At 65.4% G+C, this 25,372-nt stretch carries 28 protein-coding genes; 10 read left to right on the forward strand and 18 right to left on the reverse strand.

Annotation, left to right across the window (positions count from 1 at the left end):
* Nucleotides 1-32 precede the first annotated feature (32 nt).
* The 3 genes from QX034_RS06925 to QX034_RS06935 are packed head-to-tail and all read right to left on the reverse strand — an operon-like array spanning nucleotide 33 to nucleotide 3,863.
* Nucleotides 33-1,157: a nickel/cobalt transporter gene (locus QX034_RS06925; RefSeq protein ID WP_409977775.1), complete on the reverse strand. Its 1,125-nt coding sequence runs from the start codon at nucleotides 1,155-1,157 to the stop codon at nucleotides 33-35.
* Complete coding sequence (locus QX034_RS06930) at nucleotides 1,148-1,807, reverse strand: DUF1007 family protein (protein WP_315706530.1); 660 nt, start codon at nucleotides 1,805-1,807, stop codon at nucleotides 1,148-1,150. Before QX034_RS06930 ends, QX034_RS06925 begins: the two co-directional genes overlap by 10 nt.
* Nucleotides 1,788-3,863 (reverse strand): M3 family metallopeptidase, encoded by a 2,076-nt coding sequence (locus QX034_RS06935; protein WP_315706529.1) that lies wholly within the window; start codon nucleotides 3,861-3,863, stop codon nucleotides 1,788-1,790. Before QX034_RS06935 ends, QX034_RS06930 begins: the two co-directional genes overlap by 20 nt.
* 133 nt (nucleotides 3,864-3,996) lie before the next feature.
* Between QX034_RS06935 and QX034_RS06940 the strand changes: the two genes are divergently transcribed.
* The 6 genes from QX034_RS06940 (at nucleotide 3,997) to QX034_RS06965 (ending at nucleotide 8,956) form a co-directional block, all read left to right on the forward strand.
* On the forward strand, nucleotides 3,997-4,257 hold the full coding sequence (locus QX034_RS06940) for a hypothetical protein (protein ID WP_315706528.1): 261 nt from the start codon (nucleotides 3,997-3,999) through the stop codon (nucleotides 4,255-4,257).
* Nucleotides 4,258-4,949: 692 nt separating this feature from the next.
* Nucleotides 4,950-6,092, forward strand: coding sequence for a type III PLP-dependent enzyme (locus QX034_RS06945; protein ID WP_315744295.1), 1,143 nt, complete (start codon nucleotides 4,950-4,952; stop codon nucleotides 6,090-6,092).
* Between the two features lie 153 nt (nucleotides 6,093-6,245).
* Entirely contained in the window at nucleotides 6,246-6,839 is a 594-nt protein-coding gene (locus QX034_RS06950) for an N-acetyltransferase (RefSeq protein WP_315744293.1), read from the forward strand.
* Entirely contained in the window at nucleotides 6,827-7,021 is a 195-nt protein-coding gene (locus QX034_RS06955; protein ID WP_315706525.1) for a hypothetical protein, read from the forward strand. Before QX034_RS06950 ends, QX034_RS06955 begins: the two co-directional genes overlap by 13 nt.
* 85 nt (nucleotides 7,022-7,106) lie before the next feature.
* Nucleotides 7,107-7,496: a RidA family protein gene (locus QX034_RS06960; protein WP_315706524.1), complete on the forward strand. Its 390-nt coding sequence runs from the start codon at nucleotides 7,107-7,109 to the stop codon at nucleotides 7,494-7,496.
* Between the two features lie 35 nt (nucleotides 7,497-7,531).
* Nucleotides 7,532-8,956 carry a homospermidine synthase gene (locus QX034_RS06965; RefSeq protein WP_315744292.1) on the forward strand — a complete coding sequence of 475 codons (1,425 nt, stop codon included), beginning with the start codon at nucleotides 7,532-7,534 and terminating at the stop codon, nucleotides 8,954-8,956.
* A gap of 129 nt (nucleotides 8,957-9,085) precedes the next feature.
* On the opposite strand, the gene QX034_RS06970 is transcribed toward QX034_RS06965, so the two are convergent.
* From QX034_RS06970 to QX034_RS07010, 9 genes are all read right to left on the reverse strand, one after another.
* Nucleotides 9,086-9,409: a hypothetical protein gene (locus QX034_RS06970; RefSeq protein ID WP_315744291.1), complete on the reverse strand. Its 324-nt coding sequence runs from the start codon at nucleotides 9,407-9,409 to the stop codon at nucleotides 9,086-9,088.
* An 83-nt stretch (nucleotides 9,410-9,492) separates the two neighbouring features.
* Nucleotides 9,493-10,512: a WD40 repeat domain-containing protein gene (locus QX034_RS06975; RefSeq protein WP_315764738.1), complete on the reverse strand. Its 1,020-nt coding sequence runs from the start codon at nucleotides 10,510-10,512 to the stop codon at nucleotides 9,493-9,495.
* The gene (locus QX034_RS06980) at nucleotides 10,512-11,570 is read right to left on the reverse strand and encodes a GTP-binding protein (protein ID WP_315764740.1); all 1,059 of its coding nucleotides are present in this window, start codon (nucleotides 11,568-11,570) and stop codon (nucleotides 10,512-10,514) included. Before QX034_RS06980 ends, QX034_RS06975 begins: the two co-directional genes overlap by 1 nt.
* Nucleotides 11,571-11,633: 63 nt before the next feature.
* Nucleotides 11,634-12,509: a metal ABC transporter substrate-binding protein gene (locus QX034_RS06985; RefSeq protein WP_315764742.1), complete on the reverse strand. Its 876-nt coding sequence runs from the start codon at nucleotides 12,507-12,509 to the stop codon at nucleotides 11,634-11,636.
* 11 nt (nucleotides 12,510-12,520) lie between these two features.
* A complete protein-coding gene (locus QX034_RS06990; protein WP_315744289.1) occupies nucleotides 12,521-13,390 on the reverse strand; it encodes a metal ABC transporter permease in 870 nt (289 codons plus the stop codon).
* Complete coding sequence (locus QX034_RS06995) at nucleotides 13,390-14,148, reverse strand: ABC transporter ATP-binding protein (RefSeq protein ID WP_315744335.1); 759 nt, start codon at nucleotides 14,146-14,148, stop codon at nucleotides 13,390-13,392. The genes QX034_RS06990 and QX034_RS06995 overlap by 1 nt, the downstream gene beginning before the upstream one ends.
* Nucleotides 14,149-14,153: 5 nt before the next feature.
* Complete coding sequence (locus tag QX034_RS07000) at nucleotides 14,154-14,342, reverse strand: hypothetical protein (RefSeq protein WP_316224961.1); 189 nt, start codon at nucleotides 14,340-14,342, stop codon at nucleotides 14,154-14,156.
* A 70-nt stretch (nucleotides 14,343-14,412) separates the two neighbouring features.
* Nucleotides 14,413-14,799, reverse strand: a complete 387-nt coding sequence (gene crcB, locus QX034_RS07005; RefSeq protein ID WP_315707262.1) for a fluoride efflux transporter CrcB — start codon at nucleotides 14,797-14,799, stop codon at nucleotides 14,413-14,415.
* A 165-nt stretch (nucleotides 14,800-14,964) separates the two neighbouring features.
* On the reverse strand, nucleotides 14,965-15,564 hold the full coding sequence (locus QX034_RS07010) for a superoxide dismutase (protein WP_315766880.1): 600 nt from the start codon (nucleotides 15,562-15,564) through the stop codon (nucleotides 14,965-14,967).
* A 107-nt stretch (nucleotides 15,565-15,671) separates the two neighbouring features.
* On the opposite strand from QX034_RS07010, the gene QX034_RS07015 reads away from it, so the two are divergent.
* Nucleotides 15,672-16,205 carry a GNAT family N-acetyltransferase gene (locus tag QX034_RS07015; protein WP_315744285.1) on the forward strand — a complete coding sequence of 178 codons (534 nt, stop codon included), beginning with the start codon at nucleotides 15,672-15,674 and terminating at the stop codon, nucleotides 16,203-16,205.
* A 140-nt stretch (nucleotides 16,206-16,345) separates the two neighbouring features.
* The gene (locus QX034_RS07020) at nucleotides 16,346-16,783 is read left to right on the forward strand and encodes a DUF2147 domain-containing protein (RefSeq protein ID WP_315707265.1); all 438 of its coding nucleotides are present in this window, start codon (nucleotides 16,346-16,348) and stop codon (nucleotides 16,781-16,783) included.
* 6 nt (nucleotides 16,784-16,789) lie between these two features.
* Here the strand turns inward: QX034_RS07020 and QX034_RS07025 are convergent, their stop codons facing one another.
* Nucleotides 16,790-17,944, reverse strand: a complete 1,155-nt coding sequence (locus tag QX034_RS07025; RefSeq protein WP_315764748.1) for a DUF3095 domain-containing protein — start codon at nucleotides 17,942-17,944, stop codon at nucleotides 16,790-16,792.
* 170 nt (nucleotides 17,945-18,114) lie between these two features.
* Here QX034_RS07025 and QX034_RS07030 point away from each other — a divergent pair, with 170 nt between their 5' ends.
* A complete protein-coding gene (locus QX034_RS07030) occupies nucleotides 18,115-18,915 on the forward strand; it encodes an RMD1 family protein (RefSeq protein WP_315707267.1) in 801 nt (266 codons plus the stop codon).
* A gap of 372 nt (nucleotides 18,916-19,287) precedes the next feature.
* On the opposite strand, the gene QX034_RS07035 is transcribed toward QX034_RS07030, so the two are convergent.
* The gene (locus QX034_RS07035; RefSeq protein ID WP_315707268.1) at nucleotides 19,288-20,004 is read right to left on the reverse strand and encodes an MgtC/SapB family protein; all 717 of its coding nucleotides are present in this window, start codon (nucleotides 20,002-20,004) and stop codon (nucleotides 19,288-19,290) included.
* A gap of 165 nt (nucleotides 20,005-20,169) precedes the next feature.
* On the opposite strand from QX034_RS07035, the gene QX034_RS07040 reads away from it, so the two are divergent.
* Nucleotides 20,170-20,559, forward strand: a complete 390-nt coding sequence (locus tag QX034_RS07040) for a hypothetical protein (RefSeq protein ID WP_409977551.1) — start codon at nucleotides 20,170-20,172, stop codon at nucleotides 20,557-20,559.
* Between the two features lie 9 nt (nucleotides 20,560-20,568).
* Here the strand turns inward: QX034_RS07040 and QX034_RS07045 are convergent, their stop codons facing one another.
* The 4 genes from QX034_RS07045 to QX034_RS07060 all read right to left on the reverse strand — a co-directional run bounded on the left by QX034_RS07045 (nucleotide 20,569) and on the right by QX034_RS07060 (nucleotide 25,326).
* The gene (locus QX034_RS07045; RefSeq protein WP_315707270.1) at nucleotides 20,569-22,863 is read right to left on the reverse strand and encodes a heavy metal translocating P-type ATPase; all 2,295 of its coding nucleotides are present in this window, start codon (nucleotides 22,861-22,863) and stop codon (nucleotides 20,569-20,571) included.
* 112 nt (nucleotides 22,864-22,975) lie between these two features.
* Nucleotides 22,976-23,707, reverse strand: a complete 732-nt coding sequence (locus QX034_RS07050) for an SDR family NAD(P)-dependent oxidoreductase (RefSeq protein ID WP_315707271.1) — start codon at nucleotides 23,705-23,707, stop codon at nucleotides 22,976-22,978.
* On the reverse strand, nucleotides 23,700-25,094 hold the full coding sequence (locus QX034_RS07055; RefSeq protein WP_315744280.1) for a fatty acid--CoA ligase family protein: 1,395 nt from the start codon (nucleotides 25,092-25,094) through the stop codon (nucleotides 23,700-23,702). The genes QX034_RS07050 and QX034_RS07055 overlap by 8 nt, the downstream gene beginning before the upstream one ends.
* The gene (locus QX034_RS07060; RefSeq protein WP_315707301.1) at nucleotides 25,081-25,326 is read right to left on the reverse strand and encodes an acyl carrier protein; all 246 of its coding nucleotides are present in this window, start codon (nucleotides 25,324-25,326) and stop codon (nucleotides 25,081-25,083) included. The genes QX034_RS07055 and QX034_RS07060 overlap by 14 nt, the downstream gene beginning before the upstream one ends.
* Between the last annotated feature and the right edge of the window lie 46 nt (nucleotides 25,327-25,372).

Consider the following 25,372-nt stretch of genomic DNA (forward strand, 5'->3'; position numbering starts at 1 on the left):
GACAGTGCGCGACCGACGTCCGCTCCTCTGCGTCAGAAACAGGTGGTGCGCTCGGCAGCGATGTAGCCGAGCAGCAGCCCGGTGCCGAACAGCAGCACGAGACCGGCGGCGCCGAATTCGAGCCCGCGCATGATCAGCACGCCGCCGCCCTCGCGCGCCTGGCTCAGCCGCTGCGCCACTCCCCGCGCCGAGACGGCAACCAGCGCGATGGTCGCGACCGTCACGGCGGTCCCGAGCCCCATCACGAAGGTTGCGGCGATGCCCGCCCAGAACAGGCCCTGCGCTAGCGCGAAGACCAATACCAGGATCGCTCCGGAGCAGGGCCTCACCCCGGCAGCGAACACCGCCTGAATACCCCGCTGCCAGCCGCCCGGGCCGGCAAGCTCGCTCGGCTCCGGCCCGTGCGAATGACCGCAATGGGCGTCATGGACGTGTGCGGGGCCGTGATCGTGGTCGTGATGGTGGTGATCATGATCGCCATGGTGATGATGCTCGCGATAATGATGGCCATGATCATGATCGTGCGCGTGGTCGTGAGCCGCATGCGCGTGGACGTGTTCGTGGCCGGCCAGAGCCAGCGCCGGTCGCTGGGGCTGCAGCGTCCGCAGCAGCGCAACGCCCTTGGTCCAGACCAGCCGCGCCCCGAGCAGCGCGATCAGCGCGTAGCTGCCGATCTCCACTGCCTTCTCGGCGCTGCACATCGTCGCCGCGGTGGCGTTGAGCAGCCAGGCGCAGATGCCGACGATGACGACCGCGACCAGCGACTGCATCAGGGCCGAAGCAAATGACAGCAGGATGCCGCGGCGCGCGGTCTCCTGGTTGGCGACCAGATAGGAGGCGATCACCGCCTTGCCGTGGCCGGGACCGGCCGCGTGAAAGATGCCGTACGCGAACGAGATCGCCAGCAGCAGCCACACCGCCGAGCCGTCGGACTTGGCGGCGCGGATGGTCGACGACATCTGGCGATAGAACTCCGATTGCTTGGCCAGGAGCCAGCCGACGATGCCGCCTGCCTGGGGCTCGGCCGGCGCGCCGAACGGCGATTTGGCAAGCAGCACATGCGAGGCGGCATCTGCGGCGGCCAGCGCGGCAAGGATCGCAGCGCAGATCAGGAGCGGACGAACGGCGTTGGGGCGAGCTTGCAGCATCATGGGCATTCCACCGAGATCTTGTTGGCAAAGTTCATTCCGAAATTGGCGTTCGCCCCGCCGCTCAGGAATGTCTGTTCGTTCATCGTCTGCGCGACCGCGCCGCCATCGCTCGGCCTAACCAAGCCGAGCTTGCAGCCCGCCGGCGCACTGACCATCCGGACGGGATCCTTGTCCGCCATCTGGAAGTCGATGAAATAGCTCGGATCGAACACCTCGACCGAGAGCTGCTTCGGCTTGACCGGCGCCTTCAGCGGCAGCGTGAAATGCAAGATCAGCTTGGTGTCATTGTATTCGAGAAAATAGTCGACCGGGTCCTCGAACTTCTGTTTCTTGCCGTCCGCCTTCAGGAAGGTGAAATAGGCGTATTCCTTCAGCGACTCGACGTTGGTCTGCGCCAGCGGCGCCAACTCCTCGCGGGTGTAGACCCCGCGCGTCTTGCTCTCGGTGCCCTGCAGGGCATAGCTCGCGAACATGTCGTCGAAGGTCCACGCATGGCGCACGCCGGTGATCGAACCGTCGGGCGCGTAGAGCAGTTCGCTGCTCGCCGTGATCCAGACATGCGGATGCGCCTGCGCGGCGCTGGCGCCCACGACCAGCGCAAGCACGGTGAGAAGAGTGCGGAGCAAGGCCACCACCTCACGCCGCCTTGGGAACATCGAGCAGGCCGCGGCGCCGGAGCAACGCGTCCGGCTCCGGCTCGCGGCCGCGGAAGGCGACATAGGCCGCTTCCGGATCGACCGAGCCGCCGGAGGAATAGACGTTGTCATGGAGCCGCTTGGCGACCGCGGGATCGAAGATGTTGCCCGCCTCCTCGAACGCGCCGAACGCATCGGCATCCATCACCTCCGACCACATGTAGCTGTAATAGCCCGAGGCATAATGGTCTCCGGAGAAGATGTGGCCGAACTGGGTCGGCCGGTGCCGCATCGCGATCTCCGCCGGCATGCCGATTTTTTCGAGTTCGGCCCGCTCGAAGGCTCCCACATCCTTGGCCGCCGAGGCCGGCTGGGTGTGGAATTCGAGATCGACCAGCGCCGAGGCGACGAACTCGACCGTGGCAAAGCCCTGGTTGAACCTACGCGCGGCAAGAAAGCGGTTCAGCAGGTCGTCCGGCAGCGGCTCGCCGGTCTGGTAATGGCGGGCGAAGCGCTGCAACACCTCGGGCCGCTCCTGCCAGTGCTCGTAGAGCTGCGACGGCAGCTCGACGAAGTCGGTGAACACGGACGTGCCGGAGAGCGAGGGATAGGTCACGTTCGACAACAGGCCGTGCAGGCCGTGGCCGAATTCGTGAAACAGCGTGCGCGCCTCGTCCGGCGACAGTAGCGCAGGCTGGCCCTCGGCCCCCCTCGCAAAGTTGCAGACATTGATGATCAGCGGCGCCACCTCGCCGTCGAGCTTCTGCTGGTCGCGCAGCGAGGTCATCCAGGCGCCGGAGCGCTTCGAGGCCCTGGCGAAGTAGTCGCCATAAAACAGCGCCTTGTGCTTGCCGGCGGGATCCCTGATCTCCCAGACCCGGACGTCCGGATGCCAGACCGGAATATCCTTCCGCTCGGCAAAGGTGATGCCGAACAGGCGCGTCGCGCAGTCGAAGGCCGCGGCGATCATGTTGTCCAGCGTCAGATACGGCTTGATCGCATCGTCGTCGAAATTGGCTTTGGCCTGGCGGAGCTTTTCGGCATAGAAGCGCCAGTCCCAGGCTTCGAGCTTGAAGTTGCCGCCCTCTTCCGTGATCAGCTTCTGCAATTCGTCGCGGTCGGCCAGCGCCTTGGCGCGCGCCGGCTTCCACACCCGCTCCAGCAGGCCGCGCACCGCCTCCGGCGTCTTCGCCATGGAGTCCTCCAGGCGATAGGCCGCGTAGTTCGGGAAATCCATGATCTTGGCAGCTTCCTCGCGCAAGCTCAGGATCTCGCCGATGATGGCCTTGTTGTCATTGGCGTTGCCGTTGTTCCCGCGCGCCGTGAACGCTTTGTAAACCTTCTCGCGCAGGTCGCGCCGGGCGGAGCTCTGCAGGAACGGCTCGACCGCCGAGCGCGACAGCGTCACGATCGCCTTGCCCGGCAGACCCCGCTCCTCGGCCGCGGCCTTGGCCGCCGCGATGAACTGCTCGGACAGGCCGGCGCGGTCGTCCTCGGAAAGCTCCAGGAACCAGTCCTGCTCGTCGCCGAGCAGATGATGGCTGAAGGTGGTGCCGAGCTGGGCGAGCCGCTCGTTGATCTCGGCCATCCGCGTCTTGGCCTCTTCGGAAAGGCCGGCGCCGGCACGGCGGAAGCGGGTATAGGTGCGCTCCAAGAGACGGATCTCTTCGCCGGTCAGGTCGAGCGTCTTGCGGTTCTCGTGCAGCCGGGCGACACGGCCGAACAGCACCGCATTCATCTGAATCGGATTCCAGTGCCGCGCCATCCGCAGCGAGACTTCCTTGTCGATCTCCAGGATCTGCGGATTGGAGTGCGCCGAGACCAGATCATAGAACACGGCGGACACCTTGGAGAGCAGCTTGCCCGAGCGCTCCAGCGCCGTGATCGTGTTGGCGAAGTCGGGCTCCGCCGGATCATGCGTGATGGCGGCGATCTCCGCGGCATGATCGGCAAAGGCGCGCTCGAAAGCAGGGAGGAAGTGCTCCGGCTTGATCGCGTCGAACGGCGGTGTCTGGTGCGGCGTTTCCCACGCCTTCAGGAGCGGGTTGATCGCGGTCGCGTCGGCGGTGTCTGTCATCGGCAAAGGTCCGTGGTCTCTCGAAATCCAAATCTGGCTCCTCTTACCACGCAAGGCGCCCTTTTTGGGTCATTTCCCCTTGATGCAGCGCAGCTTTTCGGAGAGATTGCGGCCCGCCCACAAGGACCCGATCATGAGCTCAGAGAACCAGACCGCCGCCTCCCGCCAGATCGTCTGGACCAGCGTCATCACCGTGCTCTCGGCTGCGATCCTGATCGGCGCCGAAGTGTTCGGGGCGGCCTTCGCCGGCGGTTGGGCGCTTTCGATTCTGTTCGGGCTCGGCGACACCGGCACCCATGTGCTGCAGGCGCTGCTGTTCGCGCTCGGCGTCTTCGTGATGGTGGCCTTCATCCGCGGCGCGCAGCGCGTCGAGCCGTTCGTGAAGCGCGCGTAGTCCTGGCGCTGCACGAAAGCACTACGCCACAAGGCTTTCGCGCGTGACAGAGCTTTAAGCTAGCTTAACGTTCGTTCACACAAGCCCGCGCTCCCGCACAAGCTGTGTCCGCCAAGCACACCGTTAGGGAAATCACGCGCGAGACTTCAAAAAAATCTTGCGGTCGAAATTCAAAACGCTTATTTCCCGACTTGCCCAATTTCGCACGTGCCTGTGGTCGTGTGTCAGTCGGTAGGTATCCGGACAAGAGGCCGGACAGCCGCCAAGGGATGAGGAACCGAGGGGCCCTCGGCTTTGTTAGGATCGCGATCGCACCGATCGGGATCAGCACAAACCGAAAGCCCAGCATCTCTCTCAAGAGATGCCGCTGAAGGTGACCTCGCCTCTTGCAACCGTGACTGGCAGCCGGAGGCGAACCGGCGCACCCCGCTCTCAACGGGGGACGCGACTTAAAGCAACGACGGATCGGGCTTTTTTGGTCTCTACCGGCAGTCCAACGCCGGCGCGGGCTACTGAAAAGGCTTGTCCTTCATTGCCAGGTGTGCGGGCGGGAACCCTCCCAACCAATCCACGGCAGCACAATTCGGCTTCGGTCCGAGGTTTTGTCGCCTTTCCATCGGGTGGCAACGCCAAAGCACCGCCGTCGAGAACGTTTGAACGGGTCTCGTCGCTGGGGCCGTTTGGAGGGTGCTATGACCGAACGTATTCGGGAATTCCTGCGCAACCGCCGCGAGGAAGGTCTGGACACCGAGCCCTGTCTCGTTGTCGATCTCGACGTCGTGCGCGACAACTACATGAGCTTCGCCAAGGCGCTGCCGGACAGCCGCGTGTTTTATGCGGTGAAGGCCAATCCGGCCCCCGAAGTGCTGTCGCTGCTGGCCTCGCTCGGCTCCTCGTTCGACACCGCCACCGTCGCCGAGATCGAGATGGCGTTGGCCGCCGGCGCGACGCCTGACCGCATCTCCTACGGCAACACCATCAAGAAAGAGCGCGACATCGCGCGCGCCCATGCGCTCGGCATCCGCCTGTTCGCGGTGGACTGCGCCGCCGAGGTCGAGAAGATCGCCCGCGCCGCGCCGGGCGCCAAGGTGTTCTGCCGCATCCTCTACGACTGCGCCGGCGCCGAGTGGCCGCTGTCGCGCAAGTTCGGCTGCGACCCGGAAATGGCGGTCGAGGTGCTCGATCTGGCCAAGCGGCTGGGTCTCGAGCCCTGCGGCATTTCGTTCCATGTCGGCTCCCAGCAGCGCAAGGTGAAGGCGTGGGACCGCGCGCTGGCGATGGCCTCGACCGTGTTCCGCGACTGCGCCGAACGCGGCATCAACCTGACCATGGTCAACATGGGCGGGGGCTTCCCGACCAAGTACCTGAAGGACGTGCCGCCGGTCGTGCAGTACGGCCGCTCGATCTTCCGTGCGCTGCGCAAGCATTTCGGCAACCAGATCCCGGAGACGATCATCGAGCCGGGCCGCGGCATGGTCGGCAATGCCGGTGTCATCGAGTCGGAAGTGGTGCTGATCTCGAAGAAGAGCGACGAGGACGAACTGCGCTGGGTCTATCTCGACATCGGCAAGTTCGGCGGCCTCGCCGAGACGATGGACGAATCGATCCGCTACGCGATCCGCACCCCGCATGACGGCGCGGACATGGCGCCGTGCGTGCTCGCCGGCCCGACCTGCGATTCGGCCGACGTGCTCTACGAGAAGCTGCCGTATCCGCTGCCGGTGACGCTCTCGATCGGCGACAAGGTGCTGATCGAGGGGACCGGGGCCTATACCTCGACCTACTCGTCGGTGGCCTTCAACGGCATCCCGCCGCTCAAGACCTACCACATCTGAGCGCTCGCATTTCCGAGCCCCGGGTGGGATGAGCCCCCAACCCGACCCTCCCCCGCAAGCGGGAGAGGGAGCGATAGAGCTTCCTTATTGACCTGACATGACGTGCTTGCGCGCGGGCGACAGCCTGCAGCGGCGAGCCGGGACTGATGTGCCATGACTGCTTTTCGGCCGACCACCACTGCGCCTGTTCAAGCCGCCGCTGCGTTCGCGATCCGCAGCGAGCGCGGCTCCGACGTGGCGGCGCGCGAGGCGCTGCTCGATGCCTGCTTTGGCGACAACCGTCATGAGCGCACCTGCCAGCGCCTGCGCGACGGACGCGCGCCCGCCGCAGGCCTTGCCCTGTCGGCGGTTCGCGAGCGCCGGGTGATCGGGACCGTGCGGTTGTGGCACGTCAACGCCGGTGGGCGCGATGCGCTGATGCTGGGCCCGCTGGCCGTCGATCCGGATGCCCGGAGCCTCGGCATCGGGGCCGCGCTGATGGAAGAGGCGCTCGCGATCGCGGCCGCCCGCGGCCATGGCGCGGTGATCCTGCTCGGCGATGCGCCCTACTACGCCCGCTTCGGCTTCTCGGCCGAGAAGACAGTCGAGCTGGAACTGCCGGGCCCGTTCGAGCGCGAGCGCCTGCTCGGCCGCGAGCTCATCGCCGGTGCGCTCGACGGCGCCTGGGGCATGATCGTGCCGACGGGCGCGCAAGAACGCAAATCGCGGCGCAGCCGCAAGGCGGCGCTGGTATCATGCGCGGCGTGACGGCCCGCACAGCGAAGGCGCAGCAGCCCGGAGCGGCCATCGCCGTGCCGGCGCGGCGTCGCGGCACGCTGGTCGCAAGCCTCGTCCTGCTCCTGCTCGCCATCATGATCGTCCGGGACATCGTGGTCCGGCGCTGGACGGGCTCCCCTGCAGCGCCGCCGGACGTCACCCGCCCGCGCTGACGATCTCCCGGCAATCCCGGCTCCGGGGTTGCGTAGGTGCAGCAAAACCCCTTAAACCCCGGCCAAATCCCATATGAGGTTGCCCATGTCCCGTCGCCTGATCTCCACCGGATCGCCCTTCGAGAAGACCTTTGGCTACAGCCGCGCCGTCGTCGACGGCGACTTCGCCTTTGTCGCGGGTACCACCGGCTACGATTACACCACCATGACGATGCCGGCCGATGTCACGAGCCAGTCACGCAACTGCTTCAAGACCATCGAGTCCGCCCTGAAGGAGGGCGGCTTCGAGATGGCCGACGTCGTGCGGGCGACCTACTACATCACCGATCCCAAGGACGCCGACGCCCACTTCGCCGTCTGCGGCGAGGTGTTCGGCGACATCCGCCCTGCGGCCACGCTGCTCGTCGTCGCCGCGCTGCTCAAGCCCGAGATGAAGGTCGAGATCGAAGTCACGGCCAAGCGCCGCAGCGCCTGAACCCGTTCAGTACCCTATCGTTTTCGGAGAACATGATGAGCTCGCAGATCCACGCGAAGATCACCGGTCCCATCGTCATGATCGGCTTCGGCTCGATCGGCAAGGGCACCCTGCCCTTGATCGAGCGGCACTTCGCCTATGACAAGAACCGCTTCGTGATCATCGATCCGCATGACAATGGCGAGCTCGCCAAGCAGCACGGCGTCCGCTTCATCCAGCAGGCGGTGACCCGCGAGAATTATCGCGAACTGCTGGTGCCGCTGCTCACCGAGGGCGGCGGCCAGGGCTTCTGCGTCAATCTCTCGGTCGACACGTCTTCGGTCGACATCATGACGCTGTGTCGGGAAATCGGCGCGCTCTACGTCGACACCGTGGTCGAGCCCTGGGCCGGGTTCTATTTCGACAAGAACATGGGGGTCGAGCAGCGCTCCAACTACGCACTGCGCGAGACGTTGCTGGCGGCACGCCGCAAGAACCCGGGCGGCACCACCGCCGTCTCCACCTGCGGCGCCAATCCCGGCATGGTGTCCTGGTTCGTCAAGCAGGCGCTGCTCGACATCGCCCGCGACACCAAGACCGAGATCGTCGAGCCGAAGAGCCGCGAGGGCTGGGCGCAACTCGCGCAGAAGCTCGGGGTCAAGGGCATCCATATCGCCGAACGCGACACCCAGCGTTCCAAGAACCCGAAGCCGATGGACGTGTTCGTCAACACCTGGTCGGTCGAAGGCTTCGTATCCGAAGGCATGCAGCCGGCGGAGCTCGGCTGGGGCACCAACGAAAAATGGATGCCGGACAATGGCCGCACGCACTCGGAAGGCTGTGGTGCCGCGATCTATCTGCTGCAGCCCGGCGCCAATACCCGCGTGCGCTCCTGGTGCCCGACGCCGGGCGCGCAATACGGCTTCCTGGTGACACACAACGAGTCGATCTCGATCGCCGACTATTTCACCGTGCGCGACGGCGACAAGGTGGTGTACCGCCCGACCTGCCACTACGCCTATCACCCCGCCAACGACGCAGTGCTGTCGCTGCACGAGATCTTCGGCGCCACCGGCAAGATGCAGGAGAAGTGGCACATCCTGGATGAGCACGAGATCGTCGACGGCATCGACGAGCTCGGCGTGCTGGTCTACGGCCACGCCAAGAACGCCTACTGGTACGGCTCGCAGCTGTCGATCGAGGAGACGCGCAAGCTCGCGCCCTATCAAAACGCGACCGGCCTGCAGGTCTCCTCAGCCGTGCTCGCCGGCATGGTGTGGGCGCTGGAGAACCCGAACGCCGGCATCGTCGAGGCCGACGAGCTGGATTTCCGCCGCTGCCTCGAAATCCAGATGCCGTATCTCGGCCCGGTCAAGGGCTTCTACACCGACTGGACGCCGCTGACCGATCGCCCGGGCCTGTTCCCGGAAGACATCGACACCAACGATCCCTGGCAGTTCCGGAATATTTTGGTGCGGTGATTCCAACGCCGTCGTTCCAGGGCGAGGCGTAAGCGTCGAACCCGGAACCTCGAGCTGAGGGAAACGACGCAAAACAACGTCGAGATTCCGGGTTCGCGTCTTCGACGCGCCCCGGAATGACGGTGAGAGCTACTTCTTCTCGATCGGCGGGGCGACCTTCTCGGCCGGGGCTGGTGGCAGCGCGGGCTTGGCGCCTTCCTTCTGAGCTGCGGGATCGGGGCGCGCGGGCTCGGGCGCCGGCGTGGTCGGGCGGGTGCCACCCGGCTTCGATTCGGCCGGCGGCGATGGGGAGGGCTCCGGCGAGGCTGACGGCGTCGCCTGCGCCACTTCGCCCAGGTGGGTCGCGCGGATATCCGCCAGCGACAGCACCGCGATCAGCGCACCGACGGCAAACAGCCCGGCCCCGAGCAGCAGTTCCCTGCGCAACCTTTGTTTGCTGTTCGCTAACATCATGGTCACACCCGCCAATCGATATTGCCGGGAACAACGAGCGGCGCTGGACGCGGTTCCCGGGGGAGCCGCGCCTACGACTTGTCTCAGACCTTCAGCAGCCCCGCCGCGCCGGCTTCATCAGAGAAGGCCAGCCAGGTTCCGGCGGCATTCCAGGCCAGCGCCACCACCGGCGGCGTGCCGTTGCGGCGCACCAGGATCTCGGCACCGTCATGCATCCGTACCATCAGAACGGTGCCATCCTCATAGCCGGCGGCGAGGATGTCCTGCTTCGGATGGCAGGCCACTGCGGTCACCTTGGCCTGCAGCGGCGCCAGCATGGCCGGCTCCTTGCCCATCGGGCCATCCTTGCCGACGAAGGGCCACATGATCACCATGTCGGCGCCGGAGGTCGCCAGGAAGCGGCCGCCCGCCCCCCACGCCATCGACCTCACCCGCGAGGGATAGCCGGTCATGCGCATGTGCTTGCCGTCGGCGAGCCGCCAGCCGTGCAGCGCCGGCTCATGCATTGCGGTGACCAGGAACTTGTTATCCGGGCTGAAGCTGACGGCGAGATGGGAGCCGGCCCAGGCGAGAAATTCCGGCGTCCCCGCCATGTTGGGAAACCACAGGGTGGCGCCGTTGTAATGGGCGATCGCGAGCCGCAGCCCCTTGGGCGCGAACGCAAGTCCGCCGACGGTCGAGGGCACTTCGAGCGACTTCTCCTCGCCCTTGGGCGAGCGGACGAAGGCGGTCTTGCCGACCGACCAGGCCACGCTGCCATCCGTATGCACGGCGACATTATCGATCCAGCGCCGCTTCGGATCGGTCGCGAGCGCGGTCACTGCGCCCTTGCCGTCGACTGCAACGACTTTGCCGTCGTCGCTGCCGATCACGATCCGCGAGCCGTCGGACACGGCCGACAGAATGCCGCCGCCGACCACCTCGACCTTCGTCATCGCGCCTTCGGGATCGACAAAGGCCACGCTCTCCTCGGTGCCGACGAAGACAGCGCGATCGCCGAGATAATGCACGGCGGTCACGTTCATGCCGAGTTCGACCGGCTTCACCCGGTCGGTCACCGAAACGATGGATGCGGCCTCGCCGCCTGGCTCGAACGAACTCATCACGTCACGATGCAGCGCTCGAAACCTTCGCGAATGGCCTGTTCCGGCAATTCGCGGCCGATGAAGACGACGCGGCTTTCACGCGGCTCGCCCTCCTTCCATCTCCGCTGGTGATCACCCTCCAGCATCATGTGGACGCCCTGGAACACGTAGCGATCATCATCGTCCTGGAACGACAGGATGCCCTTGGAGCGCAGGATCTTGCCGCCCTCCGTCTGCACCAGGTTCTGCAGCCACGGCATGAACTTCATCGGATCGAGCGGCTTGTCGGTCCGCAGCGACAGCGACTGCATCTCCTCGTCGTGATAGTGCCTCAAGCCATGGCCGTGATCATGGCCGTGATGATGGTGATGGCCATGGTCATGATCGTGGTGATGATGGTCGTGGTCGTGATCGTCGCCGGCTTCCAGGAAGTCGGGCTCGATTTCGAGGATGCGGTCGAGATCGAAGGCGCCGCGCTCGAGCACGTCCGCTATCGCGATCTGACAGCGCTCGGTGCGATGCAGCTTGGCGTAGGGATTGATGCCGCGGATGCGCGCCTCGACCTCGGAGAGTTCTCCCCCGGAGACGAGGTCGGTCTTGTTCAGCACGATCACGTCGGCGAAGGCGATCTGGTTCTTGGCCTCCGGTGCATCCTTCAGCCGATCCGACAGCCATTTGGCGTCGGCCACCGTGACGACCGCGTCGAGCCGGGCATTCTTCTGCACGTCTTCGTCGACGAAGAAGGTCTGCGCCACCGGGGCCGGATCGGCGAGGCCGGTGGTCTCGACGATGATCGCATCGAACTTGCCCTTGCGCCGCATCAGGCCCTCGATGATGCGCACGAGATCGCCGCGCACCGTGCAGCAGATGCAGCCATTGTTCATCTCGAAGACTTCTTCGTCGGCGCCGACGATCAGGTCGTTGTCGATGCCGATCTCGCCGAATTCGTTGACGATGACGGCGTATTTCTTGCCATGGTCCTCGGAGAGAATGCGGTTCAGCAGCGTGGTCTTGCCGGCACCGAGATAGCCGGTCAATACGGTCACGGGGACTTTCTGGGAGGTCACGTCAGACATATTCGCTCCGGGAAGTAGCTCGCATTCGAAATCGATTTGCCGCGCTGAACATAGGCCGCCGGCCTAGCGGCCGAGCGCGCTGGTCAAGGCCTTTATATTGTGCCTGACCATCGCAATGTAAGTGGGTGCCGGGCCGTTTTCCTCGCTGAGGGCATCTGAGTACAGGGTGCCGCCGACCTTGGCGCCGGTTTCGGCGGCGATCCGGCTGATCAGCCGATCGTCATTGAAGTTCTCCAGAAAGACCGCGGGGATCTGTGCGCGCTTGATCTGCGCGATGATGCCGGCGAGGTCGCGCGCGCTCGGCTCGGTCTCGGTGGATACACCGAGCGGAGCGATGAACTCCACACCGTAAGCGTCGGCGAAATAGCCGAAGGCGTCGTGGGTCGAGATCACCTTGCGCCGCTCGGGAGGGATCTTCTCGATCTCGGCGCGGACCTCGCGGTCCAAACCGTCGAGCTCGGCCAGATAGCGATCGGCGTTCCGCTTGAACGTGTCGGCGTCGGCGGCATCGGCCGCGACCAGCGCATCGCGGATATCAGTCACATAGATCATCGCATTTTTGACCGACTGCCAGGCGTGCGGATCAGCATCGGCGCCGCGCTTCCGGGGCGTGATCCCTTGGGTCACCGTCACGATCCGGGCCTTGGCTCCGGAGGCCTGCAAGAGACGCGGCAGCCAGCCCTCCAGGCCGAGACCGTTGACGACCAAGAGCCGCGCCTCGGCCACATCCTTCGCATCATGCGGCGTCGGCGTGTAGACATGGACATCGCTGTCAGGCCCAACCAGCGTGGTGACATTGACCTTGTCGCCACCCACCTGCCGGACGAAATCGCCGAGGATCGAGAAGCTCGCGACGACATTAAGCCGCGCATCCGCATGTGCATGCGCCGAGACGAGACCGAACAACGCAACACTGAGGACTAAGCAGAAACGTCGCATGGCAAGGCTCATCAGGCTTCGAGATGGCGCCCGGGAAACAGCTGTGGGAGCACGCCGCCGACGCGCCCGAACAGCACCGAGGCGAGATAGATCAGCGCGGCGACCAGAATGATCGCCGGGCCGGAAGGAATCCGGGTCTGGAACGACAGCACCAGCCCGACATAGCCGGAGACGATCGCGGCCGCGACGGCGATGCAGATCATCGGCGTGATATCGCGCGACCAGAACCGGGCGATGCCCGCGGGCAGGATCATCAGCCCGACCGCAAGCAGGGTGCCGAGCGCCTGGAAGCCGTTGACGAGATTGACCACGATCAGCCCGAGAAAGACCAGATGCGCAGGTGCGCCGGCCCGGCTCACCGTGCGCAGGAACAGGGGATCCACGCTCTCGATCATCAGCGGGCGGTAGATCACCGCCAGCACGAGCAGCGTGAGCGTGGCGTTGCTGGCGACCATCAGCAGTGTCGGATCATCCATCGCCAGGATGTTGCCGAATAGCACGTGCAGCAGGTCGATATTAGTGCCCTTCACCGAGACGATGGTGACACCGATCGCAAGCGAGGCGAGATAGAAGGTCGCGAGCGAAGCGTCCTCCTTCAGCCCGGTCGAGCGTGACACGAGGCCCGAGAGCAGCGCCACCGTGAAGCCGGCGATCAGGCCGCCCGTCGTCATCGCGAACAAATTGAGGCCGGAGAGCAGAAAGCCGATGGCCGCGCCCGGCAGGATCGCATGCGCCATGGCGTCACCCATCAGGCTCATCCGGCGCAGCATCAAAAACACGCCGATCGGCCCCGAGCCGAGCGCCAAGGCGATCACCGCCGCCAGCGCGCGGCGCATGAACGCGAAGTCTGAGAACGGCGTGATCAGGACGTCGGTGATCATCATGCCGCCTGTGACGGAAGCTGGTCGGGCACGCAGGCCCTCGCTTTCTCGTCGAACGCTTCGCACATCCGCCGTGCCGTCGCGAGATTGTCGGCGTTCAGCACGTCTGCCGTGGGCCCCCAGGCGACCGGCTCGCGCGCGAGCAGGAGCGTTTGCGGAAAGTGCCCGCGGACCATGTCGAGGTCGTGCAGCGCCGCCACCACCGTGCGCCCCTCCTGGTACCAGCGCTCGACCAGCCGCAACAGGTCGGTCGAGGTGCTGGTGTCCATCGCATTGAACGGTTCGTCCAGCACGATCATCCGCGCATCCTGCAGCAGCACGCGCGCGAACAGCAGGCGCTGCATCTGGCCGCCCGACAGCGTGCCGATGCCGCGGGTCTCGAAGCCGGTGAGGCCGACGGCAGCGATCGCCTGTGCGATCCGCGCCCGGGCCGCCTTGCCGATGCCGCCGAATGGACCCACGGAGCGCCACAAGCCGGTGCTGGCGAAATCGAACACCGAGATCGGGAAAGTGCGGTCGATATCGGCGATCTGCGGCAGATAGGCGATGCTCCGCCGGTCCAGGCCGCCGGTGCTGATGGCGCCCGCCAACGGCTTGAGCAGGCCGACGATGCCGCGGAACAGCGTCGACTTGCCGGCCCCATTGGGACCGACCACGGCCAGCAGGCTGCCCGCAGCGACGTCGCCGGAAAGGTGATGCACGGCGGGATGCCGGTCGTAGCCGAGCGTCACATCGCGAAATTGCAGCTGCATGGTCATCGGCGTCAGCGCATCGCAAGCCAGACGATCACCCACAGCCCGGCGCTCGCCGCCAGGGCCGCGGCGAGCCGCGCGGTGGCCGGCATCCGCAGGATCGACCACGGCGCGGCCTGCGCCGGATGCGGCATGGCCGGCCCGTGGCTGTGCGCATGCGGGTGGGGATGGGCGTGGGTATGAAGATCGTGTGACACCATAGACTAACGTTATATTATAACGTTACAGCTGTCCACGGCAGCGGCTGCCCGCCCCGGGCGAGGCCAGGCCTCAAGTGAGGTACCGCACCAGCGCGAGCGCTCCGAACAATCCGGCGATCGACAGCCCGACCGATCCCAGCACATAGAGGGCGGCGAGCCCCACGGCCCCACGCTCGTACAGGAGCGCGGTATCGAGCGAAAAGGCGGAGAAGGTGGTGTAGCCACCGAGAATGCCGGTCATCAGGAACAGCCGCCAGTGCTGGGTCGCCCCGCCCTTGAAGGCGAGATAGCCGGCGATCAGGCCCATCACGATCGAGCCCGTGACGTTGATGATGAGCGTGCCGAACGGAAAGGCCGTGCCGAGCGCCTTGGCGCTCGCCATGTTCACCGCGTGTCGAATTGAGGCGCCCATCCCGCCCCCGAAAAACACCAGCACGTAACCCAACAACTGCTTCACCTGAACCTCATCCCCGCAACGTCATTCGCACACACGGCATGCCACCAAAGGCGGTCAACAGAGAAAAAAATTGCCGCAATCCTGCGCCTCTGACAAGAACCGCCCCCAACAAAAAGGGCGGCTGACCGAAGCCGCCGCCCTCTTCGCGCACCATAGCGGCGCGGATCAGATCGTCTTGCCGTAGAGCTCGTCGACATAATCCCAGTTGATGAGGCTTTCGACGAAGGCCTTCAGGTAGTCCGGACGGCGGTTGCGATAATCGATGTAATAGGAATGCTCCCAGACGTCGCAGCCGAGGATCGGGGTGGCGCCATGCACCAGCGGATTCTCGCCGTTCGGGGTCTTGGAAATTTCCAGCTTGCCGTTCTTGACCTGGAGCCAGCACCAGCCCGAGCCGAATTGGCCGACGCCGGCCGCGGCGAAATCCGCCTTGAATTTCTCGAAGCCGCCAAGATCTTCGTTGATCTTCTTCTCGAGGCGGCCCGGCAATTTGCTGCCGCCGCCATCCTTCTTCATCCACTGCCAGAAGTGGATGTGGTTGTAGTGCTGGCCGGCATTGTTGAACACGGCAGGATTCTTGCCGAACGAGCCCTTCACGATCTCCTCGAGGGACTTCCCTTCGAATTCGGTCCCCTTGATCGCATTGTTGCCGTTGGTCACATAGGCTTGGTGATGCTTGTCATGGTGATATTCGAGCGTCTCCTTCGACATATAGGGGCCAAGGGCTTCATAGTCGTAAGGGAGCGGGGGAAGAGTAAAGGTCATGGGGTGGTTTCCGCAACTTGTGGGAAGACGGGGATTTAACGGGACCTCCTTATAGAAGGTTCCAGGAGTGTAAAACACTGTGATTTTGGAAAAAGCGAGCCGCTTTGATGAGCATCGAGATCGAGGTCCTCAATGGCGCCGCCTCTTGGGAGCTGGTTCACCCTCTCTATCAAGCGGTCTGGCCGCCTGAGGTCGTCGCCACATTACCCTGGGCAGGTATCAGCTTTGCCCATGCCGATCTCCGCGTCCTGGTGCAGGACGAGGCCGGCGACGTGGTCTGCCACGTCGGCCTCTATCGCCGCGTCGTGACCTGGAATGGCCAGAAGATCAATGTCGGCGGCATCGGCGGTGTGATGACGCGCGAGGACGTGCGCAATCGCGGGCTTGCCACGATTGCGCTGAACGCCGCGATCCAGACTTTCAGGCATGAGGATTCCGTGAACTTCGCGATCCTGTTCTGCGAGCCGTATCGTGCACCGTTTTACATGGCGCGCGGCTTCATGCCGTTCGAAGGCGACGTCTATGTCGAGCAGCCGGACAAAGGACGCGTGCGCTTCGACGCGATTGGACCTCACGTTCACGATCTCAAGCGCACCGCGCCGACACGCGGCACGATCGATCTCTGCGGCCTGCCATGGTGAGCACCGGCGAAAGAGCACCGCAAGATGCCGACAGCGAAATGCGCAACTCATCGTGATGCGGCGGCATTGGACAAACAGCCGCGGCCGGTTGCATCGACGCAATTTGCTGTTATGGACATCGTCCTGATCCGGGGGGTATCATGATTGCGAAATTGAATATTCTTGCTCTTGCGCTCGCGGCGTTGATGGGAGCCGCGCATCCGGCCTTGGCGGCCGACGATCCGACCGGGACCTGGCTGACGCAAGCGGGCGACGCAAAGATCAAGGTCAGCAAATGTGGCGCCAACCTGTGCGGCAATGTGGTCTGGCTCAAGCAGCCGATCGATCCGGGCACCGCCAAGCCCGCCGTCGACGACAAGAATCCGGATCGCGAGCTGCGCCAGCGTCCGATCATGGGGCTGCAATTGTTCATCGGCGTGCACCCGGACGGGGCCAACCGATGGTCAGGCAAGATCTACAATGCCGATGATGGCCAGAGCTACGAAAGCCACATCTCCGTCGCCGGCCCCGAAGCGCTCAAGGTCGAAGGCTGCGTCGGCGCACTCTGCGGCGGCGAGACCTGGACGCGCGCGCACTAAGTGCGGTCAAGCTGTGACCGCCGCCTTCAGCGCGGTCGCAGCCGACGCATAACCACCGCGCGCGCCGTCGATGAAGTGCACATGATCGGGGCGCAGTGCCGAGGGCGTAAAGCAGGTCATCATCGCGGCATCCTGCCGATGCAGTCCGTAGCGCACGATACCGCGTGAAGCGGCATCCGCCAGGCGGTTGTTCAACGCCTGCGCAAGCTCCTCGGTGCAGTCGAGGATCATGCGCAGCGCGTCGTCATATTTGCGGAAGTCAGAATTCTCGACCAGCTGCTGCTTGTAGAGCTTCGGTACGAAGCCGCCGATCCGGATGCCGAAACGAAAGACCGCATAGACGAACAGCGTTCGTGCGAGCACACGAACCCAGCGCGCGACCAAGGGGCCGCCGCGCGATGCACGGACCTCGTAGCCGAAACCTTGGGGCGGCCATTTCAGCGCCGGCCCACCCGCCGGGACCGGCCTGCCGGAGTCGGGGCTGCGCTCGACCAGCGCGATGATCTCTTCGATCACGTTGCGATAGTCCGACGGATCAGTGCTTTCCGCCGGCAGTACCAGCACCGAGAGGATGAGCCCGCGCGCGGACGGAATTTCCTCGAACCGGCAGGACAGGCCGGAGAGATCCGGCTGCGTGCCGGGGGGCGCCGGCTGCACGGCGAATTCGCCGCGTTTCATCGCCGCCTCCGCCCAGCCGAGCCCGCCGCCGGAGAACATCGCATAGGACAGATTGGCGGACGGACCGTAACGCGCCACCCGCACGTCCAGCCCCTGGGCGCGGATCGCCGCCATCGGCACCAGCGCCACGCGCATGGTCAGTCCCAGATCTTCGCGCACCCAGGTCGCGGTTGCGGCCAGCGTGGCGCGTGCGCGATCGACATCGCCCGGCGCGACTGCGAAGCTCGCGCCATCGCCACCGAACACGAACGGAAATTCCCGTCCACCCAAGCCGTTGGTCACGGCGGCGATGACGGCGGCGCCTGCCATGTTGACAGCCTTGTAGCGCTTGTCGGCAATGGCCTTCGTCGAGTCGACGATATCGGCGACGCCGACCGTCCAATCGTCAGGCAGCGGCCGATATAGCGACGGCTCCATCAGCCGGGCGAAGCCGCGGAAGACCGGAATGGCGGCGTAGAAATCGGCGGCGCTCGTGCTCGACATGGATGGACGATCTGTCTCGGTTGCGACCTCAGAGAGGAGCTACGGCTGCAGCTGTCAAGCCGGTTCACGCCGCATCAGGTCTGAACCCGACATTGGCCAGCAGCAAGGCCGATGGCCGCCGCACGCGCGTTGTCGTCGAAATATCGCTCCGCCCCTGCTAGGCTGAAGGGATGACCCAAACCCCACCTGCCCCACAGCTCTCCGCCCGCGCGCTGCAGATCGCCGATCGCATCAATACCGCGGGTTTCGAGGGCCAGGTGCTGTCCGCGACGCCGCTTGCAGTCGGCATCGGATCGAGCGGCGTGGCTGTGGTGTTTCGCTATGGCGTCGTCGTGTTCATCGGCATGTCGGCGGCCGAGGAGACCGAGTTTCTCGAACGCTTGAGGCCGCGGCTGTTCGGGCTGATCAATCCCCCCGAGGAAGAGACCGCGAAAGTGCAGGTGGCGCGCGAGGCCGAAGAACCGATACCTGTCGGCGGACCGATCGTTGTCAAGGAGTTCTCGCTCGAGCGGCTGCTCGTCGTCGCCGATGCGCTTGCCAAGAGTGTCGTACTCGGGCGCGGCGAGCGCGAGGTCGCCAACGTCTTCGATACGATCGAACCGTTCGCGCGCGAGCTTGCCATGTTCGGACGCAGTTCGCGGAGCGGCACAGCGATGCTGAAGCTGCTCGGCGAGGCCCTCTTGGTGCAGCATCGGGTCTCAGGGCGCGTCGCCGTCGGCGAGAAGCCGGACGTGCTGTGGGATCGGCCGGACCTCGAACGGCTCTATGCGCGGCTGGAGGACGAATACGAGCTGAGCGAGCGCGTCGAGACCCTGAACCGCAAGCTCTCGGTGATCGCGGAGACCGCGACGGCGCTCGCCGACATCATCGACACCAAGCGTTCGCTCCGGCTCGAGATCATCGTGGTGATCCTCATCGCCTGCGAGATCGTCCTCGGCTTTTACGAAATTTACGCCCGCGGCGGACACTGACCGTTTACCTTCGCCAGATCAAAATCTTAGGTTGCATTATTTCGCGGCGCACCTATCATGGTTCCGATACAATGGCGGTCGGGGTCGCCGCATGAACGGTCTCTCCGGGGCATTCCGGCACGCGATGGGGGCAACTGTTATGAGCAGCGGACGCCCGTGGCATTCAGCCATGGTTCACACGACGAATGGAACATTTCGCGCCTGATCGATGACCGGCCCGAGGGGACGGATTCCGGCCTTGCCAGACCAGTTGGGTGAATTTTTGGGTGTGTTTTTGGACGACCAGCCAGTTTCGTCCGGCTCCGATGAGAGACCGACGGCTTCCGGCGAAGTCGTCCCCTGCATCATCGATCATTCCACCCAAGCGCTCAGTCACTCCAGCGCACTGACATTCCAGGTGGCATGACGTACCCCCGGCAATTTGGAGAGCTCGGCGGTGACGCGGTCGAGATCGCCCGGTTCGACCGCGAGCGGCACCAGCAGCGCCGTGATCTCGACATTGTCCGGGGAGCGGTAGGCCACCTCGGTCTCGCGAACCGGGTATTTGGCGGCCTCCAGCCGCTCGTCGATCGCCTCCCGTATCTCAGCGGCCCGCAAGCCGTCCGTGGTCACGACGATCTCGTAATTGGCTTCGGAGTGCTTCTCGGTGAGAGGGATACGGTCGATGGCGTTGACCAACGGCCGCAACAGCGTGTTGCCGGCGAGCACAAAGAGCGTCAACGCCGCCGACTGCGCAATCAAATCGGCGCCGGCGCAGGCGCCAACCGCCGCCGAGGCCCACAAGGTCGCCGCGGTGTTGAGGCCGCGGACATTCATGCCTTCCTTCATGATCGTCCCGGCACCAAGAAAGCCGATCCCCGACACCACATAGGCGATGATCCGCACTGCGCCGTCCGCACCGGTGAGACGGTTGCCGAGATCGACAAAGGCCGCAGCCCCGACCGCCACCAGCACATTGGTGCGCAGGCCCGCGCTGCGCTGCCGATATTGCCGCTCGGCCCCGATCAAGGTCCCGAGCACGAAGGCCGTGAGCAGGCTGACCAGGGTGTCAAGGAAATCAAACAGCTGGAAAGTTTGCAGGAAGCGCATGCCAAGCCCGTTGCCGTCTCACTTGTGATCGTGCCGCAGGTCCCTAACCCTGCCCGGCATGGTGATCAACCAGTTCGCGCCGGCAAGCGACCGGACGGTCGATGCCCGCGCGGAGCTTCATTGATTGGAATCAAATCCCGTTCCGTCAAACCCATCTAGGCTGCCATGTGCAACAGACAGACGACGCCCGTGTTCGACGCGAGAAATGAGCTTCGTCCCGCCGTCCGGCTTGGACACGATGCCGTCAGCGCGGTGAAGCTGTCGCAACAGCTGACCGCGAAAATCGACGCCTGGGCAGAAACGCAGGAGATCACGCGGGCTGATGGTATCCGCCGCCTGCTGGAAATCGGCTTGCAGGCCTCAGCGCCGGCAGCCAGTCCGCGCAAATCCGTCTGCGATTCGATCGCACTCGAGCAGATCGTCGCCCAGCAGCTCGAGCGAATGCTCGCCCCGGATCTGCCGGCAGACGAACGCGAGCGCCGCATCCGGCGGCTGATCGAGGGTCCGCCGGAGTTCTCCAAAGATCGGCTCGACCGGCCGAAATATTCGCGGTGAGCACCGCGCTCAGGCGGCGGTCCGCTCGACCACGGCTTCGTAGATGTCGTCCTCCTGCGCGGTGTGCATCCGCACCAGCGTCTCGATGGCCTCGATCACGCGCTGGGCGTCGCGGACCAGATAGCGATCGATCTTTTCCGACGGAAGGTCCTCGGCGATGCGCGCCAGCAGCCGCGCCAGATGCAGGATCTCCCGATGGGCGCGGCTCATCGCCGAAAGTCCATGGCTCTCCTGTAGCAACGCGGCGAGCCTGGGATAGATCGCGCCTTCATCGTCGCGTTCATGCGCGACCACCTGATCCTGCACCAGGCGATTGGCTTCGGCGATCAGGGCCGGGGCCGACTCGGCAGCCGCCTCGTCCAGCGCGTCGGCGATCGCCCTGAGCCGATCGAGGCCGCGGATCAGCGCCTGGTGGTCGTGCCGAAGCTCGCGCCCGGCCTCGACGGGCATCTGCCCGGAGCTGCTGCGATAAGGCGGCAGCAATGCGCGCAGCGCGTTGAGAATGACGGCGACGTCGATCGCCTCCTGGATGAGCGCGGCCGGCACCGGCCGCAGCCAGCCGAACGCCGCGGCGCCCATGGCCAGGAAGGAGAGGCTCATCCCGATCGCGATGCTTTCCAGCGCGATCCGCCGCGCTCGCTGCGCGACCATGATCGCTTCGCCGACCCGGTCGAGCCGATCGGCGAGGATCACGACGTCGGCAGCCTCCGAGGAGGCGCTGGCGCCACGCGCGCCGAGCGCGACCCCGACATCGGCGGCGGCCAGCGCCGGCGCATCGTTGATGCCGTCGCCGACCATGATGGTCGGATGCAGGCGCTGCTCGGTCCTGACCGCATCGACCTTGTCGGCGGGCACGCGGTCGGCCAGCACGGCATCGAGATCGAGCGCCGCGCCGATCGCCTGCGCGGCCGCGGCACGGTCGCCGGTTACCATCACCATGCGCGCGACGCCGGCTTGCCGGAGCAGGCGAATGGCACGCGGCGTGTCGGGGCGCAATTCGTCGGCCAGCAGGAGTGCGCCCACTGGCCGCCCCTCCACCGCGACAAAGACGACGAGCGCCGAGCGCCAGGATGCGCGCCGGATCGCACGCGCCGCCCAAGGCGCGGGATTTCCGCTTGCCAGGATCAGATCGCGCGAGCCCGCGCTGACCTCGCGGCCCTCGATCATGCCGTGGAGGCCGGAACCCAGGGTCTCCCGCACCTGCTCCGGGACCTTGAGCTTGAAGCCGCGCGCCAGGCCCGCTTCGACAATGGCATGCGCCACGACGTGATGCGAAGCCTGCTCGAGCGAGGCGCCGAGCAGCAGCACGGCATCGGCGTCCTCGCCGGGCGCCGCTTCGACCGACAGCAGGCGCGCGCCGCCAACCGTCAACGTACCCGTCTTGTCGAACAGAACGGTATGCGCACGCGCGAGCGCCTCGAGCTTGCCGCCGCCCTTGACCAGGATGCCACGGCGCGCCGCCTGCGCCACCCCGGCGATGAAGGCGACCGGGGCTGCCAGGATCAATGGGCACGGCGTCGCCGCGACGAGCACCGCAAGGCTGCGGGTCAGATCGCCCGAGGCGAGCCAGGCCAAGGCGGCAATCGCAAGGCTCACCGGCAGGAAGATCAACGCATAGCGATCCGCCATCCGCACGAAAGGCGCCTTCGCGGTCTGTGCCGCGGTGACCAGCTTGACGATCCCGGCATACGTGCTTTCGCCCGCGGTCGCCGTCACCGACAGTTCGAACGTCTCACCCGCGTTCAACGAGCCGGACAGGATCCCCGTGCCGTGCGGCTTGTTGACCGGGATCGGCTCCCCGGTCAGCGCTGACTCGTCGACCACAGCGACCTCGGATTCGATCACGCCATCGACCGGCACGATCTCGCCCGCGCGCACCATCAGGAGATCGCCGATGGCGACATCGGCAATCGGCACATCCTGGATGTGACCGCCGATCCGACGATGCGCCTCGCGCGGGGCCCGGTCGACCAGCGCGCGCAGATCATGTTCGGCGCGCGCAACCGCGATATCCTCCAGCACATTGCCACCGGCGTACATCAGCGCCACGACCGCACCGGCCAGCGGCTGGCGCAGGATGATGGCCGCGCTCATCGAGACCAGAGCGATCGCATCGACGCCGACACGGCCGGCAAGAAAATCCCTGATGATGGAGACGATCAGGCCGATAATCACCGGCACGGTCGCCACTGTAAATGCGACATCCGCGAGGTCCGGCCGCGCGAACGCATGAGCAATGCCGCCGGCAGCGAGCCCGGCCACAGCGATCGCAACGAGACTCCACCGCAGAATACGTTCGAGCATGACCGGCAGGATTCCATGAAGAAGACCTGCACTATCGCTGCCGATCGCAACCCGTCACTTGAGGAAAATCAACGGGAGGGAACGCGAGATTGCGACCCGGACGCAAGCTCCGTCAGGCCGTATTGCCGGCATCGACGGTGAGCACGGTTCCGGTGACGTTGCGGCCGCCCTCGCCGAGCAGATATTCGACCATCGCAGCAACATCGTCAGCGTCGGGCAGCCGCCGCAGCGCGCTGCGGCCGGCGATGCGCTGGCGCTGTGCGTCATCCATGCTCTGCGTCAGCTCTGTTGCGATAAAGCCGGGCGCGACCGCATTCACGGTGATGCCGACCTTGCCGACCTCACGCGCCAGCGACCGGGTGAAGCCGTTGGCGGCCGCCTTGGTCGCACCATAGACCGACAGGCCGTTATATCCGGTCTCGGCGATGATCGAGGAAATGTTGACGATGCGGCCCTCGCCGGCCGCCATCATGTGGCGAACGACGTATTTGGTGAGGATCATCGGCGCCAGCACGTTGAGGCGCACCAGCGCCTCGATCTCGGAATTGTGCATGGTGGCCAGCAATCCCTCGGTCCCGATGCCGGCATTGTTCACCAGGCCATAAAGCGGACCGAACTCGTCGCGCAGCGATTTGACGAAGGCCGGGATCGCGTCGATCGCGCTCAAGTCGCAGGCGCGAAACTGGATACCAGAGCTGGCGGCGCTGAACTCGGCAACCGCCGCACGCAACTCCTCGCTCTCGCGACGCGCCACCGCGATGACGTCGTAACCGGCACCTGCCAGCCGACGCGCGAGGGCAAGGCCGATGCCGCGGCTGCCGCCGGTGACCAGGACGTTACGCATCGGTGCGCGCCAGCTTGCCGGCCGGCGTGACGTCGAGCGCCGGCACGAAGCGGATCATCGCCGGCACCTTGTGCGGCGCGAGGCTTTCACGGCACGCGGCCATAATCTCATCGCGGATCCCCGCCGCGCGGCTCGCGTCACTCTCCTCCGTCAGCACAACGTCGGCGACGACGATGCCGCCGGTGATCGGGCTCTTCCGCGACTTGGCCCGCGACATCCGCACCTCCGGATGACGGTTGATGACGGCTTCGATCTCCTCGGGGTGAACCTTCAAGCCACCGACATTGATGATGCCGTTGCGGCGGCCCACGAAGTAGTACCGGTTGCCGCGCAGCTCCACCATGTCGCCGGTATCGACAAAGCCATCCGCATCGGTGAGTTCGGCCGCATTGCGGCCGATATAGGCATGCGCAGCGCGCTTGGAACGGATGCGCAGCGAGCCGTCGACGACCTTCATGTCGACGCCGCGCGCTTGGCCAGCACCTTCATCCACGAAGCTCGCCGGAAACCCTTCACGCCCGTCATTGACGGCGAAGCCGACCCCCGCCTCGGTGGAAGCATAGGCGTGCCCGATCGAGGCGTGCGGAAACGCTTGAGCCAACGCGTCGAGCACCGCCTGGTCGGCGATCTCGCCGGACAGGCGCACATAGCGCGGCGCGAAGTCTTTGGCGGCGCCGCTCATCAGCAGCTTGCGCCAATGCGACGGCGTGCCGGAGATATGGGTGACGCCGCGTGCTTTCAGCCGAGCGACATGATCGGACAGCGCCTCATCCGGATCGGACAGCACCATCGAGCCGCCGCCGACGATCGCACGCAGGAATATCTGCAGGCCGCCATAGCGGCGGATGTCATAGAAGGTGGCCCAAACCGGCGTTGCGCCCGGCGCCGGACTGTCGCCGATGATCGCGCCGCAGAGACCTTCGAGCGTGTGACCGACGATCTTCGGCACGCCGGAGGTCCCCGACGTCAGCATCAGCCATTCGGTTGCGCGCGTCGATTGCACGGGGCTGTCGGCGGGCTGCGGCAGGCCCACCGTGAGCACACGATCGGAGCCGAATTCCGCAAAGCGCTCCGGCTGATCGGTCACGACCGTATCGATTTCGGCATCGGCGATCACGCTCGCCAGGTGCTCGGGGTTGAGATCGGGCGGGCAGAGCAGCATCCGGCTCGCCACGCCGTCGATCTCGATCATCGCAAAGCCGGCCAGCAGTTGGCCGGAGGTGGCGAGCAGCACCGCGCGCCCATCGAGTTCGCCGCCGCGGCCGCCAATGCAGCTCCGCGCCGCGAGTTCGCCCAGCGACAACGGCTGCCGCGGGTCGGAAATCGTACGCTCCGTCAATCCGGCGCCGAGATGGTCGCGCAGCGCAAAGACCTCACGCGGGGACATTCTCATAGGCCTTGATGAAATCGCCCACGGTGTACGGGAAGATCGCATCTTCGGCGAGCGTGAAGGGATCGACGCCGAGATCATCTTCCAGGCGCGCCACCAGGATCGCGAAGGCAAGCGAATCGAAGCCGGTTTCGTTGAGCGTCAGATCGTCGGTGAGCGGGGGCAGCTCGACCTTCTGCTCCTCGGCAATCTGCTTCATCGCCGCAATGATCTTTAACCTTACTGACATGGATGAACCCGCTTTTGCATCAAAATTGACCGGACGAATCATAGGC

The organism is Bradyrhizobium sp. SZCCHNR3119 (assembly GCF_032487775.1).
In the GTDB taxonomy this organism is placed as follows: Bacteria; Pseudomonadota; Alphaproteobacteria; order Rhizobiales; family Xanthobacteraceae; genus Bradyrhizobium.